This window comes from Dactylosporangium sp. CA-052675 (genome assembly GCF_050947935.1).
Taxonomy (GTDB): Bacteria; Actinomycetota; Actinomycetes; order Mycobacteriales; family Micromonosporaceae; genus Dactylosporangium.
Genome location: NZ_CP192010.1, coordinates 81,845 through 99,424, shown reverse-complemented (window position 1 = coordinate 99,424; position 17,580 = coordinate 81,845). Strand labels below are relative to the sequence as shown.

Genomic DNA, 17,580 nt, shown 5'->3' with positions numbered 1-17,580 from the left:
TCCCGCTCAGCCATGGGTCAGAAGGCGTCCTCGGTGAGCTGCATCGCGTCCAGCGTGGTCGACTCGATGACCCGCCGGTCGGCGCCCACGCGCGGCAGCACCTCGTGCGCGAAGAACTTCGCCGCGGCCACCTTGCCCTCGTAGAAGGCCTTGTCCGCGGGCGACACCGCGCCGGCGAGGGCCTGCAGTGCTACCTCGGCCTGCCGCTGCAGCAGCCAGCCGACCACGATGTCACCGAGGTCGAGCAGGAACCGCCGGGTGTTGAGGCCGACCTTGTAGAGCGCCTGCGGGTCGCCGGCCTGGGCCTCGCCCAGCCAGCCGGTGAAGATGCCCAGGATCTGCTGCACCTCGGCGAGCGCCTTGCCCAGCGCCGCGCGCTCGACCTTGAGCTGCCCGTTGCCGCCCTCGGACTCGAGGAACTGCTGGATCTCGCCGGCCACGGTGAGCAGCGCCTTGCCCTGGTCCTTCACGATCTTGCGGAACACCAGGTCGAGGCTCTGGATCGCGGTCGTGCCCTCGTACAGCGTGTCGATCTTCGAGTCGCGCACGTACTGCTCGAGCGGGTAGTCCTGCAGGAACCCGGAGCCGCCGAAGGTCTGCAGCGACTCGTGGCCCAGCATCTCGTAGGCACGCTCCGAGCCGACGCCCTTGACCAGCGGCAGGAGCAGGTCGTTGACCCGCTTGGCGATCTTCGCGGCCTTCTCGTCGCCCGCGGCCTCGGCCAGGGCCACCTTGTCCTGCCAGGTCGCCGTGTAGCAGACCAGGGCGCGCAGGCCCTCGGCGTAGGACTTCTGCATGAGCAGCGAGCGGCGCACGTCCGGGTGGTTGATGATCGTGACCCGCGGCGCGGCCTTGTCCGTGGAGACCAGGTCGGCGCCCTGCACGCGGCTCTTGGCGTATTCGAGCGCGTTGAGGTAGCCCGTCGACAGCGTCGCGATCGCCTTGGTGCCGACCATCATCCGGGCGTACTCGATGATGAGGAACATCTGCCGGATGCCCTCGTGCACGTCGCCGAGCAGCCAGCCCTGGGCCGGCACCCCGTGCCCGCCGAAGGTGACCTCGCACGTGGTGGAGACCTTGAGGCCCATCTTGTGCTCGACGTTGGTCACGAAGACACCGTTGCGGTCCTTGAGCTCGCCGGTGTCGGCGTCGAAGTGGAACTTCGGCACGACGAACAGCGAGAGCCCCTTGGTGCCCGGCCCGCCCGCGCCGGGCGTGTCCACCGGCCGCGCCAGCACGTAGTGCACGATGTTCTCGGTCAGGTCGTGCTCGCCGCTGGTGATGAAGCGCTTGACGCCCTCGATGTGCCAGGACCCGTCGGCCTGCGGGATCGCCCTGGTCCGGCCCGCGCCGACGTCGGAGCCGGCGTCCGGCTCGGTCAGCACCATCGTGGAGCCCCACTGCTTGTCGACGAAGAGCTTGGCCCACTTCTTCTGCTCTTCGGTGCCCTCGATCCGCAGCGTGTTGGCGAACGAGGGGCCGGAGGCGTACATCCAGATCGGCGCGTTGGACCCGAGCACCAGCTCGGCCAGCGACCACCACAGCGCGCGCGGCGCCGCCGTCCCGTCGAGCTCGGCGGGCAGGTCGAGGCGCCAGAACTCGGCGGCCATGAAGGCCTCGTACGACTGCCGGAACTTCTCGGGCATGCGCACGGAGAAGGTCGCCGGGTCGTAGACGGGCGGGTTGCGGTCGCCGTCGACGTAGCTCGCCGCGAGGTCCTCGCGCGCCAGCCGGTCCACCTCGCCGAGGATGCTGCGGGCGGTGTCCACGTCGATGTCGCCGTACGGGCCCTGACCGAGGACCTTCTCGACGCCGAAGACCTCGAACAGGTTGAACTCAAGGTCCCGCAGATTGCTCTTGTAATGGGTCATCGCGGAGTGGCCCCCGTCTCTGGGTCGCAGCATCTCGTGCCAAGGAGCATGGCCGACGTGGGTTACCAGTCGGTAACAGCCATCTTATTACTCGCTGGTAACGAGGAACAAGGCGCACCTGCGAGTGAACCGGACCACAGCAGAGCCCCGTGAGTACCGCGCGGGAGCAGTTGAGTAGCGGACACGCCGTCACCCCCGGGTGATGTGGTCGTTGATCGGTTACTCCCAGTCAGAAGGAGGGCCGCCGCCATGATCGTCCGCCTCATGGGCTCGCTCTTCGCCCCCAAGTACCCGCGCTTCTACACGGGCCGCCACCGCGCCCCGATGCGCCGACTCATTCCCCGCCAGAGGGCCATCGAAGCCGCTTAGGATTTTGGCTCGGGCCGCGTCACTCGCTGACCGTTGCTCATTGGACGCCCGGTCTGGGTCGGTCTCCGCGAAGCCTCACCGAGCCGGACTGGGCGCACCGGCCTCCGTGGGCGGCAGAAAAGCCACCGTCTCCGCGGTGGCGGCGGCCGCCCGGCGCCGGGCCGCGGCGAATCGCGACAGCCCCGCGCGGCGCTGAGCGCTACGAGGATGCCACTCCCGCGCCGCCGATCTCCCAGCTCGGCACCGCGGCCTGCGGCTTCACGCCCTGGTACTCCACCAGCACGAGCGCGATGTCGTCGTCGAGCCGCCCCCGCACCCACTCCACGAGCGCGCTCTCGAGCGACTTCAGCCCGTCGGCGACCGTGCCGTGCCCGAGCAGCCGCTGAGCCCGCTCGGCGGTCGGGAAGAACTGCCCGTCGCGGCGCGCCTCGGCCAGCCCGTCGGTGAAGAACAGCAGCCGGTCGCCCGGCTCCAGCCGCTCCACGCGCGGCTTGACCACCGGCATGAAGCCCAGCGGGGGCGCGTTGGCCGGCGGGTCGAGCGGGATCACGCGACCCCGGCGCAGCAGCAGCGGGGCCGGGTGGCCGCAGTTGACGATGGTCAGGGTGCCGCCGCGCTCCTCGATCAGCGCCGCCGTCACGAAGTCCTCGTCGCCCAGCGATCGGGCCACCGCGCGGTCGAGGTCGGCGACGATCGCGCGCAGGTCGGCGCGCTCGAAGGCGACGTGGCGGTACGACCCCAGCACGATGCTCGCCAGCCGCACCGCGTCGAGGCCCTTGCCGCGGACGTCGCCGATGATCATGCGCACGCCGTACGGGGTGTCCAGGGCCTCGTACAGGTCGCCGCCGATGTCCGCGGCGGCGCTGGCCGAGATGTAGCGGGCCGCGACCGTCAGCGGGCCGACCTGGGGGCCCAGCGGGCGCAGCACGGCGCCCTGGGCGACCTGGGCGAGGTGGGACAGCTCGGCGTACCGCGCGATCTGCCGCTGCCGGATCGCCCCCACGGCGGACCCGATCCCGCTGGCCACGAGCACGCCGCCGAGGTTCAGCATCAGCACGAGCAGGCGGTCGCGGCTGTGCATCAGCTCGATCGAGCAGAAGACGAAGGCCAGCAGCGTGGCCGTGCTGCCCACGGCGAGCACCTCGGGCCACGACGCGAACGCCGCGGCGAGGAAGGGCGCGGCCGCGAGCAGGCCGACGTAGTCGGCCCGGAAGCCGTCCGCCACCTCCGCGGTGAAGACGAGCGCGAGCAGCACGAAGGCCGCGCCGACACCGGCACGGGCTTCGGGAAGCAGCTGACGTTTCATAGGTCCGGCCAACAGCATGCCACCAACCGACCGCCGGACCGCTCCATCAAACGGCCGGGTCTGCCTTACTTGAGTACTTCATACTTCGCGTTGATTACTCCAGCGCTCACCGAAGCGACCTTCACGAAGGCGCCCTTGGCGAGATCGAGACAGCGTCCCGCTACGAAGGGTCCCCGATCGTTGATCCGTACGTCGACGGACTTGCCGTTGGCCAGGTTCGTGACCCGGACGATCGTGCCGAACTTCAGCGTCTTGTGAGCCGCGGTCAGCCCGTTGGGGTCGAAGTTCTCGCCGTTGGCGGTCTTCTGCCCATCAGCGTAGTACGACACCTGGCAGGTACCACTGTCCGCCACCTCGGCCGGCGCCTTGGTGGTCGGGCTCTTGCTCGGCGTCTTGGTCTTGCTCGGCGTCCTCGAGGGCGTCGGGGAGGCCGTGACCTGCACAGACTCCAGCCCCTGGTCGAGGCTCGGCTGGGCCGAGGGCGACGGGCGCTCACCGCGGTCCGCGCGCTCCTGCGGGCTGCGCGGGGCGTCGACCGCCGCGACCGGCTTGGGGTCGTCACCGCCGAGATTGATGGTCGCCACCGCGACCCCGACGAGCACGACGACGGCACCGACCCCGGCGATGATCGGGATGAGGTGACGGCGACCCACAAAGGAATGTCGGCCGGACAACGTCTGCACCCTTCGTCGACGGCAAGGTCGTGACTGAACGTATCCGTCTCTCCCGCTCGGCCGTCAAACCGAAGAGTGCTTCATGTGGGGATTTGCCCGCATACTTCCGTCCGTTCGGCCGATCCGCCAAGGAGCCGATCGGCCGAACCCGGAAATGCCGAACCTGTACGGACAGCTGACTGGGCGCGAACTGAGAGCGACCTAGGCGCGAACGGCCGCGAGCACCGCGTCGACCGCGGCGCCGGCCTCGATCTCCGTCTTCTCGCCCGACTTGCGGTCGCGGAGCTCGACCACGCCGTCGGCGAGCCGCTTGCCGACCACCACGATCGTCGGCACGCCGATGAGCTCGGAGTCGTTGAACTTCACGCCCGGCGAGACGTCCTTGCGGTCGTCGAGCAACACGGTCAGCCCGGCTGCCTCGAGGTCCGCGGCCAGCTGCGCGGCGCCGTCGCGGATCTCCTCGGTCTTGCCCGCGGCGACCACGTGCACGTCGGCCGGGGCCAGCTCGCGGGGCCAGCACAGGCCGCGCTCGTCGGCGGTCTGCTCGGCGACCACGGCGACCGCGCGGGTCACGCCGATGCCGTAGGAGCCCATCGTGACGATCTGCGCCTTGCCGTTCTGGTCGAGCACCGACAGGCCCAGGGCCTTCGCGTATTTGCGGCCGAGCTGGAAGATGTGCCCGATCTCGATGCCGCGGGCCTGCTCCAGCCGGCCGCCGTCGACCGGGCAGATGTCGCCGTCGACGATCCGGACCGCCTCGATGGTGCCGTCGGGCGTGAAGTCCCGGCCGGCGACGAGGTGCATGACGTGCTTGCCCGGCTCGTCGGCGCCGGTGATCCAGCTCGTGCCGTCGACGACCCGGGGGTCCACCAGGTACCTGATGCCGGAGGAGTTCTTCTCGCCCAGCACGCCGGGGCCGATGTACCCCTTCACGAGCGCCGGGTGCTGCGCGAACTCGGCCTCGGTCATGGGCGCCACCTCGGCCGGCGCGACGACCGCCTCGACGCGGCGCAGGTCGACCTCGCGGTCGCCGGGCACGCCGACGGCCAGCGGCTCGCGCTTGCCGTCGGGCATGGTCAGCATGAGCATGACGTTCTTGAGCGTGTCGCCGGCGGTCCAGGCGCGATCCTCGCGCTGGAGGTCCGCCCGGGCGTTGAACAGGTCGACCAGCGTCTCGATCGTCGGCGTTTCGGGCGTGTCGGCGACCCGGGCCGCGGGCTGGCCCTCGATCGGCAGCGCGGCGGGCGGCGGGGTCACGACCGCCTCGACGTTGGCCGCGTAGTCGCCGTTGGCGCAGCGCACGAACGTGTCCTCGCCGATGTCGCAGAGGGCCAGGAACTCCTCGGAGGCGCTGCCGCCCATCGCCCCGCTCGTCGCCGAGCAGATCACGTAGTCGAGGCCGAGCCGGTCGAAGATCTTGACGTAGGCCTCGCGGTGGCGGCCGTATGCGGCGCGCAGACCGTCGTCGTCGACGTCGAAGGAGTACGAATCCTTCATGACGAACTCGCGGCCCCGCAGGATGCCGGCCCGGGGGCGCGCCTCGTCGCGGTACTTCGACTGGATCTGGTACAGCGTCAGCGGCAGGTCCTTGTACGAGGAGTAGAACTCCTTCACGGCGAGCGTGAACATCTCCTCGTGCGTGGGGCCGAGCAGGTAGTCGCCCTGGCGGCGGTCCTTGAGACGGAAGATGTTCGGGCCGTACTCCGTCCAGCGGCCGGTCGCCTCGTAGGGCTCGCGCGGCAGCAGGGCCGGGAACGAGAGCTCCTGGCCGCTGATCGTGTCCATCTCCTCGCGGATCACCCGCTCGACGTTGCGCAGCACCCGCAGGCCCATCGGCAGCATGGTGAAGATGCCCGGCGCGACGCGGCGCACGTAGCCCGCGCGGACCAGCAGCTTGTGGCTGGCGACCTCGGCGTCGGCAGGATCCTCGCGCAGTGTCCGCAGGAACAGCGAGGACATCTTCAGGACCATCTGTGTCCACCTTCTTGTGGCCGTTTCCGTCACATTGGACGATACCGAACGCGTCTTGCGGGTTTTTCGGCTGACGGGACCGTCGTGCACTCGTAGCGCTCCCGGCTTTCACCCGGTCCCGGGCCCGACGAGCCGATGTCGCAGCCATGCGTCGACTCCTGATGAGCGCCCTGGCCGCCACGGCCGCCGTCCTCGCCGTGACCGCCCCGGCCCAGGCCGCCGCCCCGGCCCGCTGGCAGCCAGCCGTCGGCCTGACCTGGCAGATGCAGTTCAGCGGCAAGCTTGACACGAGCGTCAAGGCGCAGGTGTACGACATCGACGGCGCCGACTCCACGAAGGCGCAGGTCGCCGCGCTGCACAAGGCGGGGCGGCAGGTCGTGTGCTACGTGGACGCCGGCTCCTACGAGAACTGGCGGGCGGACGCCGGGAAGTATCCGGCCTCGGTGCGCGGCAAGGCGCTGGACGGCTGGCCCGGCGAGCAGTGGCTCGACGTGCGCAACTGGACCGTGCTGCGGCCGATCCTGGCCGCGCGCCTCGCCGACTGCAAGGCCAAGGGCTTCGACGCGGTCGACCCGGACAACATGGACGGCTACAGCAACGACTCCGGCTTCCCGCTCACCGCCGCCGACCAGCTCACGTTCAACCGCCGGGTGGCCGATCTCGCGCACGGCCTGGGCCTGGCGGTCGGGCTCAAGAACGACCTCGATCAGGTCAAGGCGCTGCAGCCGGCGTTCGACTTCGCGGTCAACGAGTCCTGCCGGGAGTACGGCGAGTGCGGCCAGCTCAAGCCGTTCATCGCCGCCGGGAAGCCCGTGTTCCACGTGGAGTACAGCGCCGCCGAGTGCCCGACCCCGGCTTCGTTGCGGTTCAGCAACATCCGCAAGAACCTGAACCTGAACGCCTTCCGCGCCGACTGCTAGAACCGGCGCGGCGTGTCGGCGGGAATCACCCTCGCCTACACTCCACCGGGTGAGAATTCGGGGGCGGGTGACGGGGAAGACCGTCGACGCGCTGGTCATGGTCGGTTTTGTCCTCGGCGCCATCTACGTGCTGGGACGCCTCTGGGTGGACCCGAACGGGCGCTACCTGACGCTGAACTTCCAGGACAGCTTCACGTTCGAGTGGTTCCTGACCCACGCGACCGAGCTGTTCACGAAGGGTGAGTCGCCCTTCTTCTCCGACGACATCAACGCGCCCCTGGGCGTCAACCTGATGGCGAACACGTCGGTGCTGACCCTCGCGCTGCCGCTGACCCCGGTGACGCTGTGGCTCGGCGCCGGCGTGACCTTCGCGTTCATCTCCACGCTGGCCCTGGCCGCGACCGCGATCGCCTGGTACTGGGTGCTGACCCGCGAGTTCGGCCGCTCCCGCCCCGCCGCCACGGTCGGCGCCGCGTTCCTGGGCTTCGCGCCGGCCATGACGTCGCAGATCGCCGGGCACCCGAACATCGCCGGGCAGTACTTCATCCCGCTGATCATCGCCGCGGTCTTCCGGATGCGGCACCCCGGCAACGTGTGGCGGCAGGGCCTCTGGCTCGCCCTGCTCGTGGTGCTGCAGGCCGGCATCAACGAGGAGATGCTGTTCTTCACGGCGATGGCCCTGTTCGTGTTCATCCTGGCCTACGTGCCGTGGAAGCAGCTGCCCGGCTTCGCGAAGGTCCTGCTGCCCAAGTGCGGCGTGACGCTGCTCGTCGCCGGGGCCGTGCTGGCCTACCCGCTGTACTTCCAGTTCACCGGCCCCCAGCACTACAGCGGCCTCGACGCGGGCGTGCGCGCGATCAACCTCGACGCGTACTCCTACGTCACCTTCGGCCGCTACTCCATCGCCGGCGACGTCGCCGAGGCGGCCCGGCTCAACAAGAACAACGCCAGCGAGGAGAACGGCTTCTTCGGCTGGCCGCTCGCCATCGTGCTGGTCGCCGGCGCGGTCGCCCTGTGGCGCAACCGGCTGTCCCGGGCCCTGTTCATCACCGCCGCCCTCTTCGCCGTCTTCTCCCTCGGCGACGTGATCCGCTTCAACGGCGTCGAGCACACCCACGTGCACGGCCCGTGGAAGTGGATCAGCAAGCTGCCGCTGTTCGACTCGGTGGTGCCGACGCGGCTCGGGCTCATCGTGACGGTGTGCGTGGGCGTCGGCCTGGCCCTGCTGGTCGACAAGCTCGTGGTCGAGCGCCTGCGTCCGGCTACCGTTCCCGCAGCGGCTCCGGCCCTCGAGCTCGAGCCCGCGCTGGTCGGCTCCGGCTCTTCCGGGGAGGTTTCCGAGCAGCCGCCGCCTCCGCCGGTTCGCGGCGGGGAGCCGGCCCCGCGCCGCAGCCCGAAGCTCGCCCTGATCTGGGGCATCGCGCTGCTCGCCGCGCTCGTCCCGCTGTTCCCGACCCCGCAGCCCGCGACCGGCCGCCCGCCGCTGCCGGCGCTGTTCACCAACGGCAACTGGCGCACCAAGCTGCCCCCGAACCCGGTCGTGGCTCCGCTGCCGGGCGGCTGGGACGACAACATCAAGATGATGCGCTGGTCGACCGAGACCAACTTCGAGGTGAAGCTGACGGCCGGATACTTCCTCGGCCCGAACGACACCGAGCCGGACGACAAGTTCGCGCACTTCGGCCCCGGCTACCGCGACACGATCATCTACCTGAGCTGGGTCGCACGCCAGCGCACCTCGCCGGACGTGACCGAGGCGCAGAAGGCCGCGATCCGGGCCGACATCAAGCACTGGAAGGCCACCAACCTGGTGATGCCGGTGGGCTACTGGAACGAGAAGGTCCTGCGCGAGACGATCGACAAGCTGGTCGCCCCGGACGCGGCCCCGTCCCAGGTCGTCGACGGGGTCTACCTCTGGGACGTGCGCTCGATCAGCGGCGCCTGAGCACCAGCTCCGCGGCTCGGCGGGGGTGCATCTCCGGAATCCAGTGGCGCACGCCACGCAGGATTTCGAAGGTGTACTCCCCGTCGACCCACCGTTCACACCGGCGCGCGAGCCGCTCGGTGACGAACTCGTCCCCGTCGCCCCACGCGAAGACGGTCGGCACCTCGACCCGCGGGAAGGCGCCTCGTAGCGGCATCGCCCGGTACCAGTTCAATGCTCGCCGGTTCTTCGCCCGCGCATAGCGGCGCGCGTGCTCGACCCCGAGCCCGCTGCGCACGAGCCACCGCTCGAACCTTCTCGGGGTCAGCACGAGCTCGGGCAGCCACGGAAGCTGAAAGAACCCGATGTAGGCCGATCGCCACAGCTGCCGCACCCCGGCCCCGCTCCACGCCCCGCGATGCGGCACCGAGAAGGCGGTGAGGGTGCGCACGAGCGCGGGATGCCGCCCGGCCACGTGAAACGCCAGCGCGGCGCCCCAGTCGTGCCCGACGAGATCGAACCGTTCGAGGCCGGCCGCTTCGGCGAGCGCCACGACATCGGTCGCCAGGGCATCGAGGGTGTACTTTCCGCGCTCTTTAGGGCTCGCCTGCTCGCCGTAGCCCCGAAGCTCCGGCACGAGCACCCGCCGCCCGTTCGCGACCAGCGCCTCCGCCACCGCGGCCCAGGCCCGCCGGTCCTGCGGAAACCCGTGCAGCAGCACGACCGCGGGCGCGGTCTCGTCGCCCAGATCGTCGACCGCGAACTCGAGCCCGTCGTTGCCGAACCGCTCCATCGCCTCATTCTGCGCCGCTTTCGGGCCGCTCCAAGCGCCGATGTCGACGACGCGGAGCGGGGCGGCTTCTCGTCGCGACCCCCGCGGCGCCCGAATGGACAACGGCAGGGCCCGCCGTGACGCGGGTCCTGCCGTTGCCGCCGGCGTTGTGACCGGATCAGCGGTCGAACTTCTCCCACGGGCCGATCGCCGTGCGGTTCGCGATCAGTGACGAGTTGCCGCCGTTCTCCGCGGTGACGTACCGGTTGTTGACCCCGGCCAGCAGGCTGATGCTGCCGTCGGCGTTGGCGATCACCTTGAACTTCTCCCACGGGCCGACGGCCGCGCGGTTGGCGATCAGTGGCTGGTTGCCGCCCGCCTCCGCGGTGACGAAGAGGCCGTTGGCTCGCGAGTACAGCGCCACCCAGCCGCCGCCCGCGTCGACCAGGTCGAACTGTTCCCAGAAGCCGATCGCGGTGCGGTTGGCGATCAGGGGCGAGTTGCCACCGTTCTCCGCCGTCACGTACCGGTTGTTGACCCCGGCCCGCAGCGTGACGGTGGCGTTGGCCGCGTCGACCGGGCTGAACTCCTCCCACGGGCCGATCGTGGCCCGGTCGGCGGTCATCATGCCGACGCCGTGGTTGCTGCTCAGGTACTTTCCGTTCACCAACGAGCGCAGGCTGATCGTGCCGTCGGCGTTGTTCGTGATCGTGAACAGCGTGTCGTCGCCGCTCGTGGACGCGCTCCAGGCCCCCACGACGTTCGAGCCGGCGGGAACGTCCGGGCCGACGAGCACCGTGAAGTACTGCCCGTTGACGCGGGACCGCAACGCGACCACGTCGCCGCCGACCTTCACGAGCTCGAACAGTTCCGCCTCGCCGATCGTGGACTGGTACGCGCGCATCTGCGTGTTGCCACCCTCGGTGGCGCTGACGTAGCGGTTGTTGTCGTGCGCCAGCAGGGCGAACGTCCGGGCCGCCGGCCACAGCGACTTGGACTGCTGCTGGGTTGCGCTGAACCCGTTGACGTCGACGGCCGTGACCGAGATGGAGTACGTCCCCGGCGTCGAGTAGTGGTGGGTGGCGACCGGCGACGTCTGCGTCACCTGGCTGGTGGAGTCGCCGAAGTCGAAGCGGTACTTGGCGATGGGCACGTAGCCGGGGACCGTGCGCGACGCGTCCACCGTGACCGAGTTGCCGGCCTGGTCCGCCACGACGGTCACGATCGGGTACGGGCCCCGGATGAACTCGGAGTTGCCGCGGTCGGCGTAGGTGACCGGCCCGGCGCCCGTGTCGGGCTGCGCCGGGTTGTCCTCGCGCGGCTGGCCGAAGGAGTCGGTGCTCTGGTACCCGGGCGCGGCCGAGTTCGCCGAGTCCTCCAGGTGCGCCTGGTCGGCGACGTCGGTGTCGTGCGCGGCCTGACCGGAGGCGGCCCGGAAGCCGGCCAGCCCCAGGGGACCGTTCCACCAGTACAGCGAGTTCGGCGCCGCCGACCGGGAGACGGCGTTGTAGTCGACCACCGTGGTGCCGGCCGCGCCGTCGTACAGGCCGATCTCGGGCCCGCTCGGGATGGCCGGGTCGCAGCCGGTCGTCGAGGACACGTCGCCGGTCGCGACGTTGTTCTGCACGGACACGCCGGCGGATGCGCCGGCCACGCGGATGCCCCCGAGGCAGTTGAAGTCCAGCGAGTTGTTCGTGATCGCGGTACCGGTGGCGCCGTTGTTGAGAATGCCGACGCCGTGGCCGCTCATCACCGTGTTGTTGACGACCGTGTTGCCCGCCGCCCCGGGCCGCAGCGCGATGACCGCGACCGCTCCGCCGTAGGTGCGGCTGTTGACGATCGTGTTGTTCGAGCCGGCGATGTCGACGGCCACGCTGCCGGCCGGCCGGCCGACGCTGACGGTCAGCCCCTTGAGCACCGTCCGGGACGTCGCCGCGTCCAACGCCAGGCCGGCCGACACCGCGCCGCCGTCGACCTTCACGCCGGTGAGCGCCGAATCCGTCACGGCGGAGAGCCGGATCGCCGGCCCGGTCGCCTCGTTCGCCATGGTCACACTCGCGTCGACGACCGAGATCCGCACACCGTTGCTCACCGCGAACGCGGGCGCACTCGCCACGTTCAGCACGTCGATGCCGAGGATGGCGACGTCGTGCTGCCCGTCGACGGCGAACCCGGCGCTCGGCCCGGCCACCCGCGCCGCTCCCGCCGCGGAGGCCTGCAGCGTGACGTCGGACTTGTTGACGGTCACGCGCTCGTTGAACACCCCGGTGATCTGGGCCGTCTGCCCGGGCGCCAACGCCCCGACCGCGGCCGTGATCGTGCAGAAGGGCTTGCTCTGGCTGCCGCCGCCGGTGTCGGAGCAGCCGGATCCGAAGGTGTTGTCGACGTACAACGGGGTCGTCGCGGCGAATGCGGAGCCGGCCCCCGCGACCAGCCCCACACCGGCGGCCACCACGACGATCGTGAGGCCGGAAAGGAGGGATTTACCCACGCTGCTCCTCTTTCGGGGGCACTCGGCGGGATTCACGCCCGCTGATCATTCAGCGGCGCGCGCCGATTATGCGCGGGCGGTCCACATCGGACAACCCCGTATCGTGCGGTGACGGCGATCGTGGCGTGATCCGCACGAGCGCTGCCCACGGTTTGCGGCCGGCCGCCGTCGGCGTGCCGGTGATCCCGCCGGTGAACGGGTCGAGCGTCGAGCCGGCTGGGAGGACGCCGACGATCACCGCGAAGCGTGCCGGAGCCGGGCGTAATGGCATGTTCACGACACGTCCGGCCAGGACCTACCTCCGTACCCCAGACCGGAGAATCCCCGCTCATACCGCCGTTGCGTCACCGCCGGATCATGATCTACGTTGCGATCCGCAGCGCGATACCACACCGGCGGCGCGGGACATGAGGTACTGCGTGAACAGTTGGCACCATGCGGTCTCGGCGGCCCACAAATGGGGCGGTGCGCCTGAGGACTACATCGAGATCGAGGAGTTCATCGACTCCTCGAAGAAGCTCATCGGCGACGTCCGGCACCGGTCCCTGTACCACCACACCGAAGGCGTCTGGCTGTGTCAACGCATCTTCGGCCGCACCATCGACATCACGCGCAGCGCAGGCGGAGTGATCCAAGTCCCCGTACGGCTGGTTGCGGAGCGGCACGTGCTCGAGGACCTCGGCTGGCTTCCATCGCCAGCTGACTACATCGCCGGCCTGCCGATCAAGCCGTGGATGTCCGGCGCCCAGCGCACCGAGCTGCCCTTGTCGCATCTTCTGAACCACGAAGACCGAGAAGAAGGACCCACCGAATGAGCCAAAAGAATTTCCTCGGCATCCCGGTCGACGGCGAAATCACCCGACCCGACTCCCGGGTCCGGCAAAGACCGCTTTCGGACCTCGAACCAATGATTCGCGCTCTGCTCGACGACAGCACAATTGTCGAGTTCGGCTGGACCCAGTACACCCCGTATTTCAACGATGGCGAACCATGTGTGTTCCGGGTCAACCTGCCGTGGTTCCGCACTCCGGACGATCCGGTGCTCGATCCGCAGCTCACCTACGAGCTCACTCTTGGTGGCGGCGAACACCCGACCCTCGGCGGGCGCCCCGACGAATGGGCGAATGGCCAGTACAAGGGAAACCCCTACGTCGGGCCGGATGAAGAGCGCTACAACCGCGCCCGCCTCCTGAGCGACGCGTTCGACAGCGGCGCCTTTGATGATGTGCTGCTTGAGGCATTCGGCGACCACGCCCACATCACTGTCCGCCGGAGCGGGATCACGGTGGATCGGTACTCACACGAATAGCTCGCGACGCGCTCCCCAACTACGAGCGCCGGCCACGTTGCCGCGGCTTGGCGTTGGCCAGAGCCTGAGCTTTTGGAGCGGGTGAAGGGAATCGAACCCTCACTGTCAGCTTGGGAACCGTACAGGTTGACCTCTTCGGGGCCGTGAACCTCCAGGTCGCGGCTGCGACGGACGGCCTGGAGCGACCTTATGGCACCTGGCGTAATGGCACGCTTGTGGCATGCCCTGGGTCATGCCGCGTCGGGCCTGGCGTGGAATCCGACCGACAGTTCGACGTCGAGCGCTCGCGCCAGGCGTTCGAGGACGGGCAGAGTGGGCACGGTGCCGCCGGCCTCGAAGCGAGCGACGGCGGACTGTGTCATGGAGGCCGCGTCGGCCAGTTCGGTCTGGCTCCAGCCGCGCCGCTCGCGAAGCTCCCGGACCGCCCGCCCGAGTTCGAACGCGAGTTTGGTCGACTCGTAGGCCTCGGCCGCTCCCGGTTCGGCCATGCGCCGGCTGCGGAGGTCGTTCCAGTCGCTGCGACCGCTCATGACTCGATCCCTTCTTCGGCGGTGTGCATCTCGGCAATGCACCGTGCCATCGCTCGCCGAGCCCGCTCGACCTCACGGGTCTCCCGGTCACGGGTCTTCCGAAACACCGTCAGGAGGATGATCAGTTCTCCTGAGCCGATCCAGTAGGTGATCCGTACTGCGTCACGCTCCAGGTGAAACCGAAGCTCGCGAAGCTTCCCGTCGAGCTGCTTCGTGTACGGCTCGCCCAGTAGCGGTCCTTCTTCGGCCAAGAGGTCAATGTAGAAGGCCACCCGCGCGAACTGGGCCGTTGCCAGCTCTTCCAGCCACTGTCGAACCTCTGGCTCCAGCTCCACGGTACCCCAGGCCATAGCACCGATGCTATAACGCCTCCGGCGGTGCGGTCGCCCGGCGAGCGGTTGGACGGAAGGTCCGCCGGACCTCGACAGGCCGAAACGACGGATACAAGCTGACAGTGGTCCAATGGCACGGCAGCGAATCCGAGTGTCCCGACAAGCAAAGGGCCCTGGCGGGACATGTGTCCTGGCCAGGGCCTTCGTCGTGGAGCGGGTGAAGGGAATCGAACCCTCACTGTCAGCTTGGGAAGCTGATGTTCTGCCATTGAACTACACCCGCGAGCGACGCCTACTGTACCGAATCCACGGCGTTAGCGCACGGACCATTATGCCGCGCCCGCGGAACATGCCCCGGCCGGTCCTTCCACACGGTGCGCGTCGACGTCGTCGGAGTGTCGTACTGCACGTACATCGCCAGGTCGACGGTCAGTTCGTACAGCTTCCAGTCGATGCCCGGCGCCGCGTGCATGAGCAGGGCGAGGCGTTCCACCAGGCCGGAATCCGACACGACGCTCGCGTGGCCGGACACGTACGCCTCGTCGGCGGTGTCCTCCGACGGGAAGCTGTGCAGGGAGTAGCGGCCGTCGCGGTCGAGGTCGTGGCGCTTCGGGGAGCGCAGGACGAAGCAGAACAGGCCCTCCTCCGTGATCACCGGGGAGACGGGGTGGATGCGGGGGCCGCCGTCGGGGCGGACGGTTGCCAGGTAGCCCAGGCCCGGGCCGTACTGACACACGAGCGTGCGAATGGCCGACGCCAGCTGGGGGTCGGCGGCGGCGAACTCAGCCCACGTTGCCATGCCTCAAAAGTACTCGAACACGTGTACGATCGTTGCCGAATTCCCCGAACGGGGCAAACTGAAACGGTGACGCCTGCCGACGAGCTCATCGATCTCCTCCGCCGGTTCAATGTCGAGGCGGACCGGTTCGTCGACGTGTTCGCGCGCTCACACGGGCTGCATCGCACCGACATGAACGCGATCGCGCACATCTGGCGCGCGGCCGAGGAGCAGACGCCGCTGACGCCCGGGGAGCTCGCGCGCCGGCTCTCGCTCAGCCCCGCGGCGACCACGGCGCTGCTCGTGCGGCTCGAGCGCGCCGGCCACGTCGAGCGGCGGCCCGATCCCGAGGACCGCCGGCGGCTCCAGCTGCACATCCAGCCGAAGGCCCAGGCGCTGGCGGCGGAGTTTTTCGCGCCTCTGGGAGTACACATGCGGGAAGCTTTTTCGTATTTCCCGCCAGAAGCCCTGAAAACGGCAATCGATGTCACAAAGCGGGCATTGGCCGCCACCGGCAGGGCGGCCGACGAAGCCAACTCGGTAACCTCAGAAGGTGCTGCTCTCCGACCGTGACCTAGGCAAAGAGCTCGAAGCCGGCCAACTGCGCCTCGACCCCTTCGATCAAGCGCTGGTGCAGCCGTCCAGCATCGACGTGCGGCTCGACCGGTGGTTCCGGGTGTTCAACAACCACCTGTACACCCACATCGATCCCGCGATCCAGCAGGACGAGCTCACCTCCATGGTCGAGGTGCACGACGGCGAGCCGTTCGTGCTGCACCCGGGCGAGTTCGTGCTCGCGTCGACGCTCGAGGTGATCACGCTGGGCGACCAGCTCGCCGGGCGCCTGGAGGGCAAGTCCAGCCTCGGCCGGCTCGGCCTGCTGACGCACTCGACCGCCGGCTTCATCGACCCCGGCTTCAGCGGCCACGTCACGCTGGAGCTGTCCAACGTCGCGAACCTGCCGATCCGCCTCTGGCCGGGGATGAAGATCGGGCAGCTGTGCATCTTCCGGCTGTCCTCGCCGTCCGAGCACCCGTACGGCTCGGCGGTGTACGGCTCGCGGTACCAGGGACAGCGCGGCCCCACGCCGAGCCGCTCCTGGCAGAACTGGCGCACCTGGCCGACGCAGTAAAAAGGGTGGGCCCGAAGGCCCACCCTGCTCAAGCCACCCGGCCGTATCCGGATATCGGCTCGGAGTCGATCTTCTTCATCTGCACCGGTTGGCTGGGGTTGGGTGCGTGGACCATCCAGCCGTTGCCGACGTACAACCCGACGTGGTGCTTGTCGGGGTAGAAGAAGACGAGGTCACCGGCCTTGAGATCGGCCCGCGAGACGCGCTTGGTGTCCTGGTACTGCCACATCGTGTAGTGCCGCAGGTACGTGACGCCGACCTGCTTCCAGGACCACATCGTCAGGCCCGAGCAGTCGAACGTGTTCGGCCCTTCGGTCGCCCACACGTACTTCTTGCCGATCTGCTGGCATCCGAACTGGGCGGCCCGGCTGCCGGGGCTTCCGTCGTACTGCTGCGGGCACGCGACCGGCTTGAGCGACCCGGTGCCGTTGCCGCTGCCGTAGGCCTGCAGGCGCATGTCCTGCAGGTTCTTGATGTCGGCGTTGATCTGGGTCTCCTGCTGATTGAGCGCGGCCTCCTGCTCGGCCTGCTTCGCGATCAGCTCGTCGAGGGGACCCTTCTGGGCGTCGTACTGCTGCTTGGCGACGAGAACGTCCTTGATCCGGTCCTGCTCGTCCTTGGCCACCATGTTGAGCATCGTCATCTGATCGATGAACGTGTCCGGCGACCCCGTGGTGAGCATCGCGTCGAGCTTCGAGACGCGACCGTTCTTGTACTGCAGCACGGCGAACGCGCTCACCTTGTCGAAGGCGGCGTCGACCTGTGCCTTCAGCGGCGCGATCGTGTCCTCGAGCTGCTTCTGCTTGGTCTTGTTGGCGGCGAGCTCGAGCTTGAGCTGGTTGTGCTGCTCGATGACGGGCTCGATCGTGTTCCACTTCTCGTCGATCTGCTTCTCGATCTCGCCGGGCGTGGGGTCCGCGTGCGCGAGGCCGGTGACGCCGACGGCGAGGGACAGACCGCCGAGGGTGGCGACGAGGAGCCGGACCAGTCGGTTGGGCCGCCGCGTCCACCTCAGATGGGTCTCCACCGAGGAGATACTCCTTCTTCCATGGCCGCCTACCGGGTTAGCTGACGGGTTCGGGCGGGAAGGTCGCCCTACCGCAATCTCGCGGATTCACCCCGGTGGAACACGTGGGTCCCCGGCTCGAAATCGACTCGGCGGTGTCGCCTGGCGCGCCCGTGGTGGGCGCGGACATCCAGC

At 69.2% G+C, this 17,580-nt stretch carries 15 protein-coding genes, 1 tRNA gene, 2 pseudogenes and 1 riboswitch; of the genes and pseudogenes, 6 read left to right on the top strand and 12 right to left on the bottom strand.

The window, feature by feature from the left end:
* Window positions 1-17: 17 nt before the first annotated feature.
* From ACQP1P_RS00465 to ACQP1P_RS00445, 5 genes and pseudogenes are all read right to left on the bottom strand, one after another.
* Complete coding sequence (locus tag ACQP1P_RS00465; protein WP_433082025.1) at window positions 18-1,871, bottom strand: acyl-CoA dehydrogenase; 1,854 nt, start codon at window positions 1,869-1,871, stop codon at window positions 18-20.
* A gap of 568 nt (window positions 1,872-2,439) precedes the next feature.
* A pseudogene (locus ACQP1P_RS00460) lies at window positions 2,440-3,237 on the bottom strand (PP2C family protein-serine/threonine phosphatase); the annotation flags it as partial.
* A 119-nt stretch (window positions 3,238-3,356) separates the two neighbouring features.
* A pseudogene (locus ACQP1P_RS00455) lies at window positions 3,357-3,564 on the bottom strand (serine/threonine-protein phosphatase); the annotation flags it as partial.
* Between the two features lie 47 nt (window positions 3,565-3,611).
* The gene (locus ACQP1P_RS00450; RefSeq protein WP_433082023.1) at window positions 3,612-4,199 is read right to left on the bottom strand and encodes a septal ring lytic transglycosylase RlpA family protein; all 588 of its coding nucleotides are present in this window, start codon (window positions 4,197-4,199) and stop codon (window positions 3,612-3,614) included.
* Window positions 4,200-4,421: 222 nt separating this feature from the next.
* Window positions 4,422-6,191, bottom strand: coding sequence for a proline--tRNA ligase (locus tag ACQP1P_RS00445; RefSeq protein ID WP_433082021.1), 1,770 nt, complete (start codon window positions 6,189-6,191; stop codon window positions 4,422-4,424).
* 146 nt (window positions 6,192-6,337) lie between these two features.
* On the opposite strand from ACQP1P_RS00445, the gene ACQP1P_RS00440 reads away from it, so the two are divergent.
* Both ACQP1P_RS00440 and ACQP1P_RS00435 read left to right on the top strand, forming a co-directional pair.
* Window positions 6,338-7,111: an endo alpha-1,4 polygalactosaminidase gene (locus ACQP1P_RS00440; RefSeq protein WP_433082019.1), complete on the top strand. Its 774-nt coding sequence runs from the start codon at window positions 6,338-6,340 to the stop codon at window positions 7,109-7,111.
* A gap of 49 nt (window positions 7,112-7,160) precedes the next feature.
* Window positions 7,161-9,056 carry a hypothetical protein gene (locus ACQP1P_RS00435; protein WP_433082017.1) on the top strand — a complete coding sequence of 632 codons (1,896 nt, stop codon included), beginning with the start codon at window positions 7,161-7,163 and terminating at the stop codon, window positions 9,054-9,056.
* Here ACQP1P_RS00435 and ACQP1P_RS00430 read toward each other — a convergent pair.
* Together ACQP1P_RS00430 and ACQP1P_RS00425 are read right to left on the bottom strand one after the other, a co-directional pair.
* A complete protein-coding gene (locus ACQP1P_RS00430) occupies window positions 9,043-9,828 on the bottom strand; it encodes an alpha/beta fold hydrolase (protein ID WP_433082015.1) in 786 nt (261 codons plus the stop codon). The genes ACQP1P_RS00435 and ACQP1P_RS00430 overlap by 14 nt on opposite strands.
* A 157-nt stretch (window positions 9,829-9,985) precedes the next feature.
* The gene (locus ACQP1P_RS00425; protein WP_433082013.1) at window positions 9,986-12,298 is read right to left on the bottom strand and encodes a PKD domain-containing protein; all 2,313 of its coding nucleotides are present in this window, start codon (window positions 12,296-12,298) and stop codon (window positions 9,986-9,988) included.
* A gap of 125 nt (window positions 12,299-12,423) precedes the next feature.
* On the opposite strand from ACQP1P_RS00425, the gene ACQP1P_RS00420 reads away from it, so the two are divergent.
* Together ACQP1P_RS00420 and ACQP1P_RS00415 are read left to right on the top strand one after the other, a co-directional pair.
* Window positions 12,424-13,113 (top strand): DUF6915 family protein, encoded by a 690-nt coding sequence (locus tag ACQP1P_RS00420; protein ID WP_433082011.1) that lies wholly within the window; start codon window positions 12,424-12,426, stop codon window positions 13,111-13,113.
* Entirely contained in the window at window positions 13,110-13,607 is a 498-nt protein-coding gene (locus tag ACQP1P_RS00415) for a hypothetical protein (protein WP_433082009.1), read from the top strand. Before ACQP1P_RS00420 ends, ACQP1P_RS00415 begins: the two co-directional genes overlap by 4 nt.
* Before the next feature lie 230 nt (window positions 13,608-13,837).
* Here ACQP1P_RS00415 and ACQP1P_RS00410 read toward each other — a convergent pair whose 3' ends face one another.
* From ACQP1P_RS00410 to ACQP1P_RS00395, 4 genes are all read right to left on the bottom strand, one after another.
* Entirely contained in the window at window positions 13,838-14,137 is a 300-nt protein-coding gene (locus ACQP1P_RS00410; RefSeq protein ID WP_433082007.1) for a helix-turn-helix domain-containing protein, read from the bottom strand.
* Complete coding sequence (locus ACQP1P_RS00405; protein ID WP_433082005.1) at window positions 14,134-14,487, bottom strand: type II toxin-antitoxin system RelE/ParE family toxin; 354 nt, start codon at window positions 14,485-14,487, stop codon at window positions 14,134-14,136. Before ACQP1P_RS00405 ends, ACQP1P_RS00410 begins: the two co-directional genes overlap by 4 nt.
* Before the next feature lie 191 nt (window positions 14,488-14,678).
* A tRNA-Gly gene (locus ACQP1P_RS00400) sits at window positions 14,679-14,752 on the bottom strand.
* A gap of 9 nt (window positions 14,753-14,761) precedes the next feature.
* Complete coding sequence (locus ACQP1P_RS00395; RefSeq protein WP_433082003.1) at window positions 14,762-15,268, bottom strand: pyridoxamine 5'-phosphate oxidase family protein; 507 nt, start codon at window positions 15,266-15,268, stop codon at window positions 14,762-14,764.
* A 66-nt stretch (window positions 15,269-15,334) separates the two neighbouring features.
* On the opposite strand from ACQP1P_RS00395, the gene ACQP1P_RS00390 reads away from it, so the two are divergent.
* Both ACQP1P_RS00390 and dcd read left to right on the top strand, forming a co-directional pair.
* Window positions 15,335-15,820 (top strand): MarR family winged helix-turn-helix transcriptional regulator, encoded by a 486-nt coding sequence (locus ACQP1P_RS00390; RefSeq protein WP_433082001.1) that lies wholly within the window; start codon window positions 15,335-15,337, stop codon window positions 15,818-15,820.
* On the top strand, window positions 15,801-16,379 hold the full coding sequence (dcd, locus tag ACQP1P_RS00385) for a dCTP deaminase (RefSeq protein ID WP_433082000.1): 579 nt from the start codon (window positions 15,801-15,803) through the stop codon (window positions 16,377-16,379). The genes ACQP1P_RS00390 and dcd overlap by 20 nt, the downstream gene beginning before the upstream one ends.
* A gap of 28 nt (window positions 16,380-16,407) precedes the next feature.
* On the opposite strand, the gene ACQP1P_RS00380 is transcribed toward dcd, so the two are convergent.
* Window positions 16,408-17,406, bottom strand: coding sequence for an NlpC/P60 family protein (locus ACQP1P_RS00380; RefSeq protein ID WP_433081998.1), 999 nt, complete (start codon window positions 17,404-17,406; stop codon window positions 16,408-16,410).
* An 11-nt stretch (window positions 17,407-17,417) separates the two neighbouring features.
* Window positions 17,418-17,550: riboswitch (cyclic di-AMP (ydaO/yuaA leader) on the bottom strand.
* Window positions 17,551-17,580 lie beyond the last annotated feature (30 nt).

Coding starts and splice junctions, on each gene's coding strand:
- ACQP1P_RS00410 (WP_433082007.1), bottom strand. CDS start 14,137: ATGAGCGGTCGCAGCGACTGGAACGACCTCCGCAGCCGGCGCATGGCC.
- ACQP1P_RS00415 (WP_433082009.1), top strand. CDS start 13,110: ATGAGCCAAAAGAATTTCCTCGGCATCCCGGTCGACGGCGAAATCACC.
- ACQP1P_RS00440 (WP_433082019.1), top strand. CDS start 6,338: ATGCGTCGACTCCTGATGAGCGCCCTGGCCGCCACGGCCGCCGTCCTC.
- ACQP1P_RS00395 (WP_433082003.1), bottom strand. CDS start 15,268: ATGGCAACGTGGGCTGAGTTCGCCGCCGCCGACCCCCAGCTGGCGTCG.
- ACQP1P_RS00430 (WP_433082015.1), bottom strand. CDS start 9,828: ATGGAGCGGTTCGGCAACGACGGGCTCGAGTTCGCGGTCGACGATCTG.
- ACQP1P_RS00445 (WP_433082021.1), bottom strand. CDS start 6,191: ATGGTCCTGAAGATGTCCTCGCTGTTCCTGCGGACACTGCGCGAGGAT.
- ACQP1P_RS00465 (WP_433082025.1), bottom strand. CDS start 1,871: ATGACCCATTACAAGAGCAATCTGCGGGACCTTGAGTTCAACCTGTTC.
- ACQP1P_RS00405 (WP_433082005.1), bottom strand. CDS start 14,487: ATGGCCTGGGGTACCGTGGAGCTGGAGCCAGAGGTTCGACAGTGGCTG.